Origin of the sequence: Erwinia typographi, assembly GCF_000773975.1 — a bacterium.
Classification (GTDB): domain Bacteria; phylum Pseudomonadota; class Gammaproteobacteria; order Enterobacterales; family Enterobacteriaceae; genus Erwinia; species Erwinia typographi.
The window spans coordinates 68,718-83,705 of sequence record NZ_JRUQ01000016.1 but is presented as its reverse complement, the minus strand read 5'-3'; the positions used below and the strand labels follow the sequence as shown (position 1 = coordinate 83,705).

14 protein-coding genes are annotated in these 14,988 nt (G+C 53.4%); 13 read left to right on the top strand and 1 reads right to left on the bottom strand.

Annotation, left to right across the window (positions count from 1 at the left end; all coding sequences use genetic code 11):
• Positions 1-217: 217 nt before the first annotated feature.
• The 5 genes from rfaD to NG99_RS03625 are packed head-to-tail and all read left to right on the top strand — an operon-like array spanning position 218 to position 5,221.
• Positions 218-1,150 carry an ADP-glyceromanno-heptose 6-epimerase gene (gene rfaD / locus NG99_RS03645; RefSeq protein ID WP_034888513.1) on the top strand — a complete coding sequence of 311 codons (933 nt, stop codon included), beginning with the start codon at positions 218-220 and terminating at the stop codon, positions 1,148-1,150.
• Positions 1,151-1,162: 12 nt separating this feature from the next.
• Entirely contained in the window at positions 1,163-2,224 is a 1,062-nt protein-coding gene (gene rfaF, locus NG99_RS03640; protein ID WP_034888511.1) for an ADP-heptose--LPS heptosyltransferase RfaF, read from the top strand.
• On the top strand, positions 2,212-3,177 hold the full coding sequence (gene rfaC, locus NG99_RS03635; RefSeq protein WP_034888509.1) for a lipopolysaccharide heptosyltransferase RfaC: 966 nt from the start codon (positions 2,212-2,214) through the stop codon (positions 3,175-3,177). Before rfaF ends, rfaC begins: the two co-directional genes overlap by 13 nt.
• A 3-nt stretch (positions 3,178-3,180) precedes the next feature.
• Positions 3,181-4,074, top strand: a complete 894-nt coding sequence (locus tag NG99_RS03630; protein ID WP_034888507.1) for a sugar glycosyltransferase — start codon at positions 3,181-3,183, stop codon at positions 4,072-4,074.
• Positions 4,061-5,221, top strand: coding sequence for an O-antigen ligase family protein (locus NG99_RS03625; protein WP_034888505.1), 1,161 nt, complete (start codon positions 4,061-4,063; stop codon positions 5,219-5,221). The genes NG99_RS03630 and NG99_RS03625 overlap by 14 nt, the downstream gene beginning before the upstream one ends.
• Here the strand turns inward: NG99_RS03625 and NG99_RS03620 are convergent.
• On the bottom strand, positions 5,218-6,288 hold the full coding sequence (locus tag NG99_RS03620; RefSeq protein ID WP_232298157.1) for a polysaccharide deacetylase family protein: 1,071 nt from the start codon (positions 6,286-6,288) through the stop codon (positions 5,218-5,220). The two genes, NG99_RS03625 and NG99_RS03620, sit on opposite strands and share 4 nt — an antisense overlap.
• Positions 6,289-6,611: 323 nt before the next feature.
• On the opposite strand from NG99_RS03620, the gene NG99_RS03615 reads away from it, so the two are divergent.
• The 8 genes from NG99_RS03615 (at position 6,612) to coaD (ending at position 14,984) form a co-directional block, all read left to right on the top strand.
• On the top strand, positions 6,612-7,700 hold the full coding sequence (locus tag NG99_RS03615) for a glycosyltransferase (protein WP_034888617.1): 1,089 nt from the start codon (positions 6,612-6,614) through the stop codon (positions 7,698-7,700).
• A 249-nt stretch (positions 7,701-7,949) separates the two neighbouring features.
• The gene (locus NG99_RS03610; RefSeq protein ID WP_034888503.1) at positions 7,950-9,053 is read left to right on the top strand and encodes a glycosyltransferase family 9 protein; all 1,104 of its coding nucleotides are present in this window, start codon (positions 7,950-7,952) and stop codon (positions 9,051-9,053) included.
• Positions 9,054-9,055: 2 nt separating this feature from the next.
• Entirely contained in the window at positions 9,056-10,057 is a 1,002-nt protein-coding gene (locus NG99_RS03605) for a glycosyltransferase (protein ID WP_034888502.1), read from the top strand.
• Positions 10,058-10,133: 76 nt separating this feature from the next.
• Entirely contained in the window at positions 10,134-11,216 is a 1,083-nt protein-coding gene (gene rfaQ, locus NG99_RS03600) for a putative lipopolysaccharide heptosyltransferase III (RefSeq protein ID WP_034888501.1), read from the top strand.
• Positions 11,209-12,342: a glycosyltransferase family 4 protein gene (locus NG99_RS03595; protein ID WP_034888500.1), complete on the top strand. Its 1,134-nt coding sequence runs from the start codon at positions 11,209-11,211 to the stop codon at positions 12,340-12,342. The genes rfaQ and NG99_RS03595 overlap by 8 nt, the downstream gene beginning before the upstream one ends.
• Before the next feature lie 102 nt (positions 12,343-12,444).
• Positions 12,445-13,719, top strand: a complete 1,275-nt coding sequence (waaA, locus tag NG99_RS03590) for a lipid IV(A) 3-deoxy-D-manno-octulosonic acid transferase (protein ID WP_034888498.1) — start codon at positions 12,445-12,447, stop codon at positions 13,717-13,719.
• Positions 13,720-14,505: a glycosyltransferase family 2 protein gene (locus NG99_RS03585; RefSeq protein ID WP_034888497.1), complete on the top strand. Its 786-nt coding sequence runs from the start codon at positions 13,720-13,722 to the stop codon at positions 14,503-14,505. It abuts the gene before it with no gap.
• The gene (gene coaD / locus NG99_RS03580; RefSeq protein WP_034888496.1) at positions 14,502-14,984 is read left to right on the top strand and encodes a pantetheine-phosphate adenylyltransferase; all 483 of its coding nucleotides are present in this window, start codon (positions 14,502-14,504) and stop codon (positions 14,982-14,984) included. The genes NG99_RS03585 and coaD overlap by 4 nt, the downstream gene beginning before the upstream one ends.
• Positions 14,985-14,988: the final 4 nt, after the last annotated feature.

Sequence of the window (14,988 nt, the reverse complement as noted above, 5' to 3'; positions counted from 1 at the left end):
ACGCTCTGGTAGCGGAATATCTTACTGAAGGAAAGACAATGGAACGAGGATACAGATCGTGGAGTGTGATTTTCGCAGCGTTATTAACGCCAATTTACGACAATTACATCAGGTTACGGAGTCATCTGGCTGTCTGCCGCTGGATGAGATGTTATGATAAGAAACATTAGCGCGTGAAACCTCCTGTTTCACCCTTCTCTTTTAAAGGTTAAAGCTTATGATCATCGTCACCGGCGGCGCAGGATTTATCGGTAGCAACATTATCAAAGCCCTGAACAACCAGGGCCATACCGATATTCTGGTGGTAGACAACCTCAAAGACGGCACCAAATTTGCCAATCTGGTGGATTTGAACATTGCCGATTACATGGATAAAGAAGACTTCCTTATCAGCATCCTGGCCGATGAAGATTTTGGCGATGTTGAGGCGATCTTCCATGAAGGTGCCTGCTCCTCCACCACCGAATGGGACGGCAAGTACATGATGGAAAACAACTATCAGTACTCCAAAGAGCTGCTGCACTACTGCCTGGAGCATGAAATTCCGTTCCTGTACGCCTCTTCTGCCGCCACCTACGGTGGACGTAATGACAACTTTATTGAAGAACGCCAGTATGAAGAGCCGCTGAACGTTTACGGCTATTCTAAAATGCTGTTCGACCACTATGTCCGCCAGATTTTGCCAGAGGCCGGTTCGCAGGTTTGTGGTTTCCGCTACTTCAACGTCTATGGTCCGCGTGAAGGCCATAAAGGCAGCATGGCAAGCGTTGCCTTCCACCTGAATACGCAGCTGAATAACGGCGAAAATCCTAAGCTTTTCGAAGGCAGCGACGGCTTCAAGCGTGATTTTATTTACGTGGAAGACGTAGCGGCGGTTAACCTGTGGTTCTTTGAAAACAACGTTTCCGGCATCTTTAACTGCGGGACTGGCCGGGCTGAGTCTTTCCAGGAAGTGGCGGATGCCGCGCTGAACTACCACCAGAAGGGCGAAATAGAATACATTCCGTTCCCGGAAAAACTGAAAGGGCGTTACCAGGCCTACACCCTGGCGGATCAGACCAAACTGCGGGCGGCGGGCTATGATAAGCCGTTCAAAACCGTGGCCGAAGGCGTAGCCGAATACATGGCGTGGCTGAACCGCAAGGCGTAACGGGATCCGGCAATGAAAATTCTGGTAATCGGCCCTTCATGGGTTGGCGATATGATGATGTCGCAAAGTCTCTATCGTACGCTGAAGGCCGCTGAACCTGATGCCGTGATTGATGTGATGGCGCCCGCGTGGTGCCGTCCTTTGCTGTCACGTATGCCGGAGGTCAACGAAGCGCTGGCGATGCCGCTGGGCCACGGCGCGCTTGAGCTGGGCGAACGTCGTCGGCTTGGTAAAGCCCTGCGTAGCAAAGGCTACGATCGGGCTTATATCCTGCCGAACTCGTTTAAATCCGCCCTGGTTCCTTTCTTTGCCGATATCAAAACCCGCACCGGCTGGCGCGGCGAGATGCGCTACGGCCTGCTTAACGACGTTCGCGTGCTGGATAAAGCGGCCTGGCCGCTGATGGTTGAACGCTACGTTGCTCTTGCCTATGACAAACAGCGTTTTAGCCGCGCGGCAGAGCTTCCGCAGCCGCTGCTGTGGCCAAAGCTACAGGTCAACGACGCTGAAAAACTGACGACGGCCGCAGAATTTGGCCTCTCCTCAGCGCGTCCGGCAATCGGCTTCTGCCCCGGCGCGGAATTTGGCCCGGCCAAGCGCTGGCCGCACTATCACTATGCCGCTCTGGCGCAGAGCCTGATAAATAGCGGCTACCAAATCGTTCTGTTTGGCTCGGCTAAAGATCAGGAAACTGGCGAGCAGATCCTGCAAAGTCTGCAACCCGACTCCCGTGAGCACTGTCGCAATCTGGCAGGCAAGACGCAGCTTGAGCAGGCCGTCATTTTGCTGGCCCATTGCCATGCGGTAGTCAGCAATGACTCCGGGCTGATGCACATTGCCGCAGCGTTAGATCGCCCGCTGGTTGCGCTGTATGGCCCGAGTAGTCCTGACTTTACGCCGCCGCTCTCCGACAAGGCGCGCGTCATCCGCCTGATCACCGGTTACCATAAGGTACGTAAAGGGGAAGCGGAACAGGGTTATCATCAGAGCCTGATTGATATTACGCCGGAACGAGTGGCTGCCGAGCTGAACACGTTGCTGCCAGCAAGCCAGGAGAATGCATGCACGTCCTGATTGTCAAAACTTCCTCAATGGGGGACGTGCTGCATACGCTCCCCGCGCTAACGGATGCCATGCACGCTATTCCCGGCATCCGCTTCGACTGGGCCGTCGAGGAAGGGTTTGCCCAAATCCCCGCCTGGCATCCGGCGGTGGATAAGGTGATCCCGCTGGCGATTCGCCGCTGGCGTAAACACTGGTTTGGTAGCGAAGTCCGCGAGGAGCGCTTTCTGTTCAAACGTGAAGTCCAGTCGCGGGAATACGATTTGGTGATCGATGCCCAGGGGCTAATCAAAAGCGCCGCGCTGGTTACGCGCATCGCCAAAGGGATCAAGCATGGCCAGGACAGTCGCAGCGCGCGTGAATCGTTTGCCAGCTGGTGGTATGACAAGCGCCATGAAATCAGTAAAAAGCAACATGCCGTCCAGCGAACCCGCGAGCTGTTTGCTAAAAGCCTCGGCTATCCGCTGCCCGACACCATCGGGGATTATGCCATTGCCCAGCACTTCCTGAACGAACTGCCTGCGGACGCTGGTCAATACCTGGTATTTCTGCATGCCACTACGCGTGATGCCAAACACTGGCCGGAGAGCCACTGGCGTGAGCTGGCTGGCTTACTCAAAGAGAGCGGGCTGAAGATTAAGCTCCCCTGGGGCACGGAGCACGAACATCAGCGCGCGATCAGGCTGGCGGAAGGCTATAGCTTTGTCGAAGTTCTCCCCAGGCTGACCCTTGAGCAGGTCGCACGAACGCTGGCTGGCGCCAAAGCCGTGGTCTCAGTCGATACGGGGCTGAGCCACCTGACCGCCGCGCTGGACCGCCCTAACATCACGCTCTACGGCCCCACGGACCCAGGATTAATCGGTGGATACGGTAAGAATCAGTGCGTGCTGCGCCCTGAGCAGGGAAGCAGCATGGCCTCCATCAGTGCCGACCGCGTTGCTGCAATGCTGAAGGAAATAGTCTAAACAATGGGTACGTTTTTTAAGCAAATTTACCGCTATTCCCATCCAAGAGCATTTCGTCATAACGAGAATCTGTGGCCCTATGTAAAAATTACCCGTTCCTCTACGGGTGAAATTGTCCGTTTGGCCTATAAAAAAAAATCAGTTCCCCTGGTGCCATTATCAGCGCTAAAAAACGCCTATTCTGGCGAGGTTCTGCTAACCGCCACTGGACCGTCAGTAAAGAACATCTCTTTTGAGGTCTTCCCCGAAATGCCTGCACTGGGCGTAAACGGCGCTTACTTTTTAAATAATCAGGTTAGCTTCACCCTGTATCTTATTGTCGATATGGGCTTTATCGATCGGCGGTCGGATATTATCGCTGAGATTATAAAAAACGAAAGCCTGATCTTTTTCACAACGGTACACGGCATAGCCAGAATTATAGATTGTTTTTCTCTTGAAGCGATAAAATGTCGTCTGGTGGCTATTGAAGATATTGCCTGCAAAGTCTACCAGCCAAAAATTGAGGACAGCGAACTTCACACTAAAAATGCAAACCGTGATAGCATTGTTTTTTCTGAAAACCAAATAGGGTTCAACAAAGATATTCGCAGCGGCATTTTTGATGCGGGTACCGTCGCCTACTGGGCATTTCAACTGTTAAGCTTTCTTGGGTTCAAATTAATCTATCTGGTTGGCCTGGATATGAATAATTTCCATCAGCCTCGTTTTTATGAAAACGAACGCGAAAAACTCCCCAGTTTCTTATCTGAGAAGCTTGATAGCATAATACGTCCCTCATTTCGTCACGCCAGTCAGGTGATGAAAAGTGAAAATATAAGAGTCGTCAATCTCTCTCTGGCTAGCGCCATTGAAGACGAGATTTTTGAGAAGGTTAACTATAATGATATCTTCTAATAATATTAAAAGAGCCAATGTTGCATTTTTTCTCGCCTTTTTATTCTTCAGTGCTATATTTTGTGGTTACACCAAGGTTAATAATCTTTTTCATATTTCATTACTCCTTTTTACTATTAGTCTGATCTTCATTCCTGAATCAAGAAAAACCTTCATACTGGACAGGGAAAGAAAGAAAGGTTTCATTTACGTAGCGCTATTTCTCGTTTATTTTTCCTTCAGCAATCTGTGGGGTTCTAAACCCTCAAACATTGAATCTTCGCTGACGCACTCATTCTATTTATTTCTGTTTCTTGGCATGATGACCACGATGCTGGATAGCGAAAAGCGATATTATGTCTTACTCTCCAGCATAGCAGGGATTCTGATCCTGTCCCTTTACTGCCTTATTTTTGAGTATCACTCGATTGTGGTCGAAAGGATAGTATCTAACCATCACCCAGGGCCTGAAAATGTGATCGACCTTTCTGGCTATGCTGCCATTGGCGTTATCCTCAGCTTTATGGCGCTAAAAGAGAAAGGGAATAGGGCCATACTGCTGGTCGTTCCGGTTTTTTTTGGTGTTATCGCCATATCGCAAAGTCGCGGTCCTATTATTGCGCTAGCTTTATCGCTCCTGATCACCTTGCCGTTCAGGAAGATCAATAAAAAGCATTTCCTTTATGCCGCCGTCACGGCAGGGGGACTGTCAGCCCTTTTACTCGACTCCGTAATGGGCGAACAAATCATCCAGCGTTTTAGTGAACTCTATACTCAGAGTTTCCTGCGGTTAAGTATATGGGAGCACACGCTGCAACTGGTGGCTGAGGCCCCGTTCTTTGGGCATGGCTTTGACTATCATCTTGAATTTACCAATTATTCAGGTGAGCACATACGAACAACGCACAGTCTTTACCTTGGAACACTGCTCAAAGGCGGCATCGTGGGGCTGGCTCTGTTGTTATTAGTGTTGGGTCATGGCCTGAAAAACCTGATCGGGTCAGCGAGAGAAGGGAACCAGTTTGAGCTGGCGTTATTTATCTTTATGCTGATTTTTTACCTCTCACAGGGTATTTTCGCGATCGGTAACCCTACTGAATACTGGTATCTTTTCTGGTTCCCGCTGGCCTTCAGTCTGGCCGGGAAACGAATAAACAAGGTGGCTTAGCGTTTATCCACCGTGGCTTCTGAGGGTTCATTAGCCATCATGCGATCGCTGCGCCTGGCTAATGAATCCTGCCCGGACTCATTGTTCTTGATAAGACCCCCCCCTGCCCTTTGTCCTTTTCTCTCAGCATATTTTGCCAGCGTCATTCCCAGGGTCCGGCTTTGCAGCCAGCTAAATAACTGCTCCAGATCGGCATAGAGCCGATCGATGTCAGCCTCATCTTTAAACGTAGGGCTGCCATCCGGCATAAATTCCGACGAGTGCAGCATAAATTCAACGTAGTCCGATCCGGTCGCCAGCGTTTTTTCCGCTACATGGATCATCTGCTGTACATTGCCGCCGGTGGGACGAAGCCAGTGAACCGAGGGGCTTCGCTGTTTGCCACGCAAGCGATCGTAGCCCTGCTTAATGCTGTTCATCAGCCCCGAGTGCTTGTAGTGAATGCTCATCGGCACCTCTAACAATGGCGATGAGCCTGTCCGCGAGATATCTTCAGCATCCAGGTAATAGGCCTGCCGTGGGAAATGGGTGTAATCCGTCCCGCCTTTGCCCTGCGGCGCGCCGGATGAAAATCGCCAGTTCACTCCCGGCGTAACGGAGCAGTCAACCTGATAGCCAAACTCAATAAGCAACTGCGCATAGCGCTCATCAAACGCCCAGCGCCCTGCCCGATGGCTCAGCATCTTAGTCTGGAAGGTCTCTTCCAGCAGTTGGGTCATAAAGGCGATTTTACGGCGCATTTCCTCTGTGGGGTATTCAATCAGGTAGGGCTGAAACTGCCAGTCGTCATCGGTCAGTTTGTACTCAGGCGGGCTGTTCCAGGCATGAAGATGCATGCCCACCTCACCCTGCGCGCGGGCAATCACATCCCGGGCGAATTCCTGATAAACCGGATCAATCGCCATCTCATAGTTGGTCAGCCAGGTGGGCTTAAAACCATATTTCTCGCAAAGCTGCTGGAAACGCGAGAGATAACCCGCATTGTTGGTGGTAACCAGGCCGGAACGATTTCGCCACAGGTTATCGCCTTCCGTGTCAATGGTGATTAAAAATGCGGGTGTGCTCATGCCGGTTCCGGGTGTCTGTTTAGTCTGAGGGTATGTTACGCAGCGAACAATAGGGACGCAAAGAGATTTGCGAGGAGGCTCGCCGCTGTCGCATCTGCCGTATCGCTCATCCCATTAATTTTTTGAGATAAAAATAGCTAATGAAAACGACTAAATGGGATAATCCCCGGTTCATCGCCTTATACTTCGCATTATAATCAATACAGCAGAAGGATCTGCCCGTAACCAAAAGCGGTTAGTGGTACTTGTGCAGCAGGCGTGCTCGTCGCCTTCATCGCAGTATTTTTATGGTAAAGGGTAAAAAATTGTCCAAGCGCATTTTGATGATCATTGATGGCTTACCCGGCGGGGGAGCAGAGAAAGTCGTGCTCACCCTGGCGAAAGGGTTGATTGAGCGCGGGCATCGGGTTTCGCTATTCTCACTGCGCGCAGTCTGTGACTACACCATTCCAGCAGGACTTGATTATCATGTCGTACAGGACAACTGCCGAAAGCCCTGGCGGAAACTGACTGAATTGAGCCGCCGCGCCAGCCAGCTGGATAACGAAATTATGGCGGAAGAAAAGCGCGGAGGCGCCTTTGATCTGATCATCTCCCATTTGCATAAAACGGACCGCATTGTCCGCCGCTGCCCGCACCTCGATCCAGAGAAAACCTGGTTCTGCCTGCACGGCGTTTTTTCGGCCTCTTATCTTGCAAATCGTCAGGGCTTCTCGCTGTGGCTGAAGAAATTCAAAACGCGCTGCGTCTATCAGGGTCGAAATATCATCGGCGTTTCTCAGTACGTCGTGGATGATCTGAAGCGGTCCTTTAAGGTCAGGCCCAGCCATGAGCGGGTGATTTTCAATCCTTTTGAGTTTAAGGCCATTGAAGCCCTCTCGCTGGCGCCGTGCAGCCTGGCAGGTAAAGACTATCTGGTCCACGTTGGCCGCTTTCATCAGACCAAGCGCCATGATCGGCTGCTTCGGGCCTATGCTAAAAGCGGCGTCGACGCGCCGCTGGTGCTGATTGGCAAAGGGAGCAGCAAGGCGACTAAAGCAATCAAGGATTTGTCGGTGGCGTTAGGAATTAGTCACCGCGTTATTTTTAAAGGCTTTATCAGTAATCCCTATCCCTATATTCGCAGCGCCAGACTGTTGATTGTCAGCTCTGATAGCGAAGGATTTGGAAATGTGCTGGTTGAAGCATTACTCTGCCAGACGCCCGTCGTGAGTACGAAATGTCCGGGCGGGCCAGCCAGCATCCTGACCGGAGACCTGTCGAGAGGGCTGGCGGAGATGGACGACGATTCGCTGGCGGCTGCCATCAGGGAGGTTTACCAGCATCCACCGGAATTTTCACAGCACAGTCTGGACGTTTACAGTATTGATGCAATTTGCAGACAGTACCTTGATTTAATTAATGTTAACTAACAAATCCCGACGTCGGCCCCCCCCATAACAGGGGTAAACTAAGCCGCTGCCGTCTGACATACTGGCAAATCAACGCCACTTTTTGGTTACTCATCATTTAAGGTTTTAGCCCATGATAACGCTCATTCACAGGAACGGATATCAGAGCTCTTTGGAATACTTTTGCACATTACCTCTGCTGATGGCCGGAAGCAAAGCGGCCCAGACTGCATATAGCGGTTTTAACAGCTCGTTCAGGGAGAACAGAGCGTGAATTATGTTTTCTTATTCTTGATTATGCTGCCTTGCAAACTGCTGAGGAAGCTGCGGCATCCCAAAAAGAAGCGCAATCTGGTGATCCAGACGGCCAAGATCGGCGATTTTATTAACATCACGCCGCTCCTCACTCATCTTAAGCACAGCGATGCATTGCTGAGCCGCGCCGTTGCGCCTCTGGCGCGGAATGACGACACGCTGGATGACATCTTTTATATCGAAGACCACAAAACCAGTACGTTAGCCAAGCTTAAGCTGGCCTTCCGCCTGATGAATCGCTATGAAAACGTCTACCTGTTGCATCCCAATAGCGTGAACCTCTTTTATGCCGCCTGCTGTAACGCCGGCAACAAACAGTTCCTGTCGATGTATCGCCGCAGGTGGTATCAGGAAATCTTCTATCTCACCGCCAGCGGAGTTGTTGAGCATGAGAAATCGACCCTGACGCTGGAAAACTACCTGAAGCTGGCCGATCGTTCGTTGACCAAAGCGAGTTATCCCAAGCACGCCACGCAACCCCTCGTGAAACCGGCTGATACGCCTGAAGAGTTGTTTTGCACGGATAAAATCAAAATAGGGATCAGCATCTCTGCGGGCAATCAGGCCAAAACAATCCCACCGGCGATTTGGAAAAGCCTGTTTGATCGCCTGAGCGAGCTGCCCTGCCTGTTCTATGTTTTTGGTTCGCCGAATGAACTTAACTACTTAAACGAGCTCAATAAGGTGGTAGGCGAGCGCGACAATCTGGTGAATTTGATTGGTAAAGTCTCGCTGGAAGGGTTGCCCTACGCTATCAGCCTGATGGATTTTTATGTGGCTTCAGACTCAGGGAACGTCTACATAGCCGACTCACAGAACGTGCCGGTGATTTTGATTTACGGTCCCTGCTGCGTTGAAGAGCAGCGCCCGTTGGGGGATGTGTTGCTGATGGGCCCAGACCACATCGCGCCGACCTCCTTTGTTTTTCACGCGCTCTACAAATTTAATCATCCAGCTGAACAGCTGTTTGCCCTGGACCAGCGTAAACTGGATGATATTTATGATTTTATCTGTACGCGCAAGCCCCAGTTTATCCCAAAAGAGAAGATCTTACCCTGAGTATGAAGCCGCACTCTGAGAGCTCAGCGCCTGAGCTGAGCGTGATTATTCCCATGTACAATGCCGGTAAAAGCTTTGAGGCTTTTATGGCTTCGCTGCTGGCGCAAACCCTGCCATCCATAGAGATCATTATCGTCAATGATGGTTCAACGGATGAGTCTGCCGGGATGGCCCATCATTATGCCGCCCAGTATGCGCATGTTCAGGTCATCGACCAGCAGAATGGCGGCGTATCGCGGGCACGCAACGCGGGAATGGCCATGGCGAAGGGCCAGTATGTCACCTTTCCTGATGCAGACGATAAGCTGGCGCCAGAGATGTACAGCAGGCTAATGGCCATGGCGAAGGCGGACGACCTGGATATTGCGCAGTGCAATGCCGAGCGCGTATTTTGGGGCGGGGATAAAGCAAAGCCGCTGATCCCGACCGATCGCCTGCGCTCTACCTCAGTCCTTAGCGGTGCCGAATGGCTCAGCAAAGCGCTGGCGACAAACCGCTATCTGCATGTGGTCTGGCTGGGCATCTATCGCCGCTCGCTGATCAACGATCTGAATTTACAGTTTGAGCCGGGCCTGCATCACCAGGATATCCCCTGGACGACAGAACTGATGCTGAATGCCCGCCGGGTACGCTATAGCGAAGAGGTGATGTATCGTTATTACGTTCACGATCTCTCCATCAGCAATCAGAAGCGTACCGGTGCGCGCAACGTGGAGTATCAGCGCCACTATCTAAAAATCGCCCGCATGTTGGATGAGATAAACCAGCGGTATAAAAGCAAAGTGCGGATCTCCGCACCTTTGTACCGCCAGGTAACAAAAGAGGCGCTGACCGTTTGCCATTCTATTCGCCGCGAGCCGGATGCTGAGGCCCGCCAGATGATGATCGCCTATCTGATCGCCAGCAAAACGCCGGGCCGTATGCTGCGCAATGCCAGGGGCCTTCGCCAGTGGTATCAGCTTTTGCTGTGGCTGAGCCGCATTTACCGCTGGCGCAAGGCCTGATGGCAAAGCCCGCGGGGTTTTCCAGCCGCAAAGTTTCCCTTACAATCGGCCCACTACACTTTGAGACCTCATGAGTATGGCCACTCTTCAACCGAGTCCGATGTTTACGCCAAAAAGCATTCTGCTGATTAAACTCCGCCATCATGGCGATATGCTGCTAACTACGCCGGTAATCCGCGCCCTCCGCCAACAGTACCCTCAGGCCAGCATCGACGTGCTTTTGTATAAAGAGACGCGCCCAATGCTTCAGGCTCATCCGGACATCCGCCATATTCACTTTATCGATCGGAACTGGAAGAAAGAGGGTGCCTGGCAGCACATTAAGCATGAAGTTGCGCTGGTTAACGCCGTTCGCCAGCGTCATTACGATCTGGTGATCAACCTGGCCGATCAGTGGCGAAGCGCGATTATTACCGCGTTTTCTGGGGCAAAAATGCGGATTGGGTTTGATTATCGCAAGCGGCAGAATGCGATATGGCGCCTGGCGCATACGCACCGGGTCAGCACTGAACGCCACCGCGAACTGCATACGGTTGAACAAAACCTGGTGGCATTGACGCCTCTTAATATCCCACTTGAGGGATACTCCGCCTCAATGCACTACGCGGAAACTGACGGGCAGACAACTCAGGCATTGCTGGCTGAACTTCAGCCGTCCGCGAAGCCCTATATCGTTATTCAGCCCACCTCGCGCTGGCTTTTCAAGTGCTGGGAAGATGACAAAATGGCTGCGCTGATTGACAGCCTGGCCTCAGACGAGTGGGATATCGTGCTCACCGCCGCACCGGATAAGAAAGAGCTGACGATGATCGACAATATTCTTTCCCTGTGCCAGAACCGCCGGGCGATCTCGCTGGCCGGTAAACTGACCCTGCCACAGCTTGCCGCCCTGATCGATCACGCGAAGCTATTTATCGGCGTGGATTCCGCCCCCATGCATATGGCCGCCGCGCTGAACACGCCCTGTATCGCTCTGTTTGGCCCCACCAAGCTGAAGCAGTGGCGTCCATGGGGCGAAAACAACCGGGTAATCTGGGCAGGAGATTACGCTCCCCTGCCTTCGCCTGACAGCATTGATACCAAAACCGAAACGCGTTATCTCTCCGCTATCCCGCTGGAAGATGTAGTGAACGCCGCAAGGAATTATCTGGATGAGTAAAGTCAGACTGGCGATCGTGCGCCAGAAATATCGCCCTGACGGCGGCGCCGAACGTTTTATTTCACGCGCGCTTGAAGCGCTGGATGACGACAGCCTGGAATTAAATATCATCACCCGCAGCTGGCAGGGAGAACCTAAGCCTGCGTGGCACCTGCATATCTGCAACCCCAAAAAATGGGGCAGAATTTCCCGCGAGCGGGGGTTTGCCGAGGCGGCCCGGGCCTGCTGGCAGCGCGAGAAGTTTGATATCGTGCAGAGCCACGAGCGTATTGAAGGCTGCGATATTTTCCGGGCGGGCGACGGCGTGCACCGTGTCTGGCTGGCGCAACGAGCGCGTATCGTCTCGCCAGCCCAGCGCCTGCTAACCCAGCTAAGCGGCTATCATCGCTATGTCATGGCAGCGGAAGAGGCAATGTTCCGTTCGCCGTCGCTGAAAAAAATCATCTGCAACTCGCAGATGGTGAAAAATGACATCATCCGCTGCTTCCAGGTGCCTGAAGAGAAGTTTGCGGTTATTTATAATGCTATCGATTCAACTCGCTTTCTACCGGCGACGGCCGGACAGCGCCAGCAGTCGCGCGAACGGCTTAACCTGCCCGTCAGTGCCAGGGTTCTTATCTATGTCGGCTCTGGTTTTGAGCGCAAAGGGCTGAAGGCCAGCCTGGAGGCGCTGGCCGGAACGGACGCCCATCTGCTGGTGGTCGGTCAGGATAAGCAGCAATCACGTTATGCCAGCCTGGCCCGGCGCCTGGGGTGCGAGAAGCGCGTGCATTTCCTCGGCGTTCAAAACGACGTGATCCCTTTTTATCACGCGGCCGATGGCCTGCTGTTACCCACCCTTTATGACCCGTTCCCTAATGTTATTCTGGAAGCCATGGCCTGCGCGCTGCCGGTCATTACCAGCTCAACCTGCGGCGGTGCCGAATTTATCGTGAATGGCGAGCAGGGATTTGTCTGCGATGCTCTGGATGTCCCTGCGCTGACCGCAGCGATTAAAGCCATCCCGCTGCGCACGGAGGACAGCAGGATGGGCGATCTTGCCCGTGAGCGTGTACTACCCTGCTCCCCACAGCATCTGGCTAACCAGCTTCATGCGTTATATCAACAAGTGTTGCAGCAGCCCTGATAAGAAGTGTGAGCGGGGACGACTTATCTGCTAACATGCCGTATTATTCCTCTTTTCTGGCATACTCTGGCGCGAGTCTCTCCGCTGTTAATAAACACTGTGATGACAACACTTTATACCGTTCTGCTTTATCTCATTCAGCCCCTGATTTGGCTCCGGCTCTGGCTTCGCGGCCGGAAGGCCCCCGCCTACCGAAAACGCTGGGCAGAACGCTATGGCTATTGCGCAGGCAAAGTGAAGCCGGACGGCATTCTGTTGCACTCCGTCTCTGTTGGCGAAACGCTGGCCGCCGTGCCGCTGGTGCGGGCACTGCGTCATCGCTATCCCTCAATGCCGATCACGGTGACGACTATGACGCCGACCGGTTCTGAGCGTGCGGCTTCCGCATTCGGCAAGGATGTGCACCACGTTTACCTGCCGTACGATCTGCCCGGCTCAATGAATCGCTTTCTGGATAATGTGAACCCCAGGCTGGTGATCATTATGGAAACCGAGCTCTGGCCTAACATGATCGCCCTCCTGCACCAGCGAAAAATTCCGCTGGTGATTGCTAATGCCCGTCTGTCCGAGCGGTCGGCAAAGGGCTATAAAAAGCTCGGCAAATTTATGCAGCGCCTGTTGCAGCGCATTACGCTTATCGCCGCGCAAAATCAGGAGGACGGCGAGCGCTTTATCAGCCTTGGCTTAAAACGTTCTCATCTGACCGTCACCGGCAGCCTCAAATTTGATATCTCCGTCACTCCCGAGCTGGCGGCGCGGGCAATTACTCTGCGCCGTCAGTGGGCGCCCCGCCGTCCGGTATGGATTGCGACCAGTACGCATGAGGGCGAAGAGAGCATTATTCTGGAAGCGCACCGTAAGCTGCTGGCACGGTTTCCTACCCTGCTGCTGATACTGGTGCCCCGCCATCCTGAACGCTTCTCTACCGCCCGTGAAATGACGCAGAAAGCAGGCTTCAGCTTTACCCTGCGCAGCAGCGGTGAGATCCCTTCCGGCAGCACTCAGGTGGTGATAGGCGATACGATGGGCGAGCTGATGTTGCTGTACGGGATTGCCGATCTGGCTTTCGTCGGCGGTAGCCTCGTTGAACGCGGCGGGCATAATCCTCTGGAAGCGGCCGCCCATGCCATTCCGGTGCTGATGGGTCCCAACACCTTCAACTTTAAAGATATCTGCGCCAAGTTGCAGCAGGCGGACGGCCTGATCACCGTTACCGATGCCGATTCTCTGGACAAAGAGATTGGCACACTGCTGACCGATGAGGATTATCGCCTCTATTATGGCCGTCATGCGGTGGAAGTCCTGCATCAGAACCAGGGCGCGCTGCAACGTCTGCTACAGTTACTCGAACCCCATTTGCCACAGCGGAATCACTAAATGTCTTCACGCCTGGCCCTGTCCGTAGTGCTGATCGCCAAAGATGCGGCCGACCTTTTGCCTGAATGTCTGGAGTCGGTTAGCTGGGCCGATGAAATTATCCTGCTGGATTCCGGCAGCAGCGACGGAACCCCTCAGGTTGCCGCCAGGCACGGAGCGAAAGTCTTTCACGCCACCGAATGGCACGGCTACGGTAAACAGCGCCAGCTGGCGCAAAGCTACGCTACGCACCCGATGATTTTAATGATCGACAGCGATGAGCGCGTCACCCCGCAGCTCCGCTCTTCGATAGAAGCCGCGCTGGAGCAGCCAGCCCCCGGCGCCATCTACAGTCTGGGCCGACGCAACCTTTTCCTGGGCCGCTTTATGCGCCACAGCGGCTGGTACCCAGACAGAGTCACCCGGCTGTATCCCGCCAGCTTTCAATACAACGATCATCAGGTCCATGAATCGCTGGAGACCCAGGGGGCGGTGGTAACGCCGCTGAAAGGCGACCTGCTGCATCTGACCTGCCGCGATTTTTCCACCTTCCAGTGGAAACAGTTCGCCTATGCTGAAGCCTGGGCAAAACAGCGCTATCATCAGGGGAAGCGCTGCGGCGTTTTTGCCATTTTCTTGCACACTATTGGCGCCTTCTTTAAAACGCTGGTGCTCCGCGCGGGCTTTCTGGATGGTAAACAGGGTTGGCTGCTGTCGGTGGTCAATGCGCAATACACGTTCAATAAATACGCGGCGCTTTGGGCGCTGAATCACACCTCTCACGCTTCCGGTAAGGGCGGTCTATGAGCACCAAAGCGATCTATCCCGGCACCTTCGACCCGATGACCAATGGCCACCTCGATATCGTTACGCGCGCCGCACTGATGTTCGATCGTATCGTGCTGGCTATCGCCGCCAGTCCGGGTAAAAAGCCGATGTTTTCGCTTGAGGAGCGTGTTGCGCTGGCGCAGCAGGTCGTTGCCCATTTGCCGAATGTGGAGGTGGTGGGGTTCAGCGATTTGATGGCGAATTTCGCCCGCGCTCAGCAGGCTAACGTGCTGGTTCGCGGCCTCAGAGCCGTGTCTGACTTTGAATACGAGCTTCAGCTGGCCCATATGAACCGCCATCTGCTGCCGTCGCTGGAGAGCGTTTTTCTGATGCCTTCAGAGCAATACTCCTTTATCTCCTCCTCCCTGGTAAAAGAGGTGGCTCGTCACAATGGCGATGTGAGCGCCTTTCTACCGCAGCCGGTCTACTCGGCGCTGCTCGCCAGGCTCCAGGCCTGAGCCA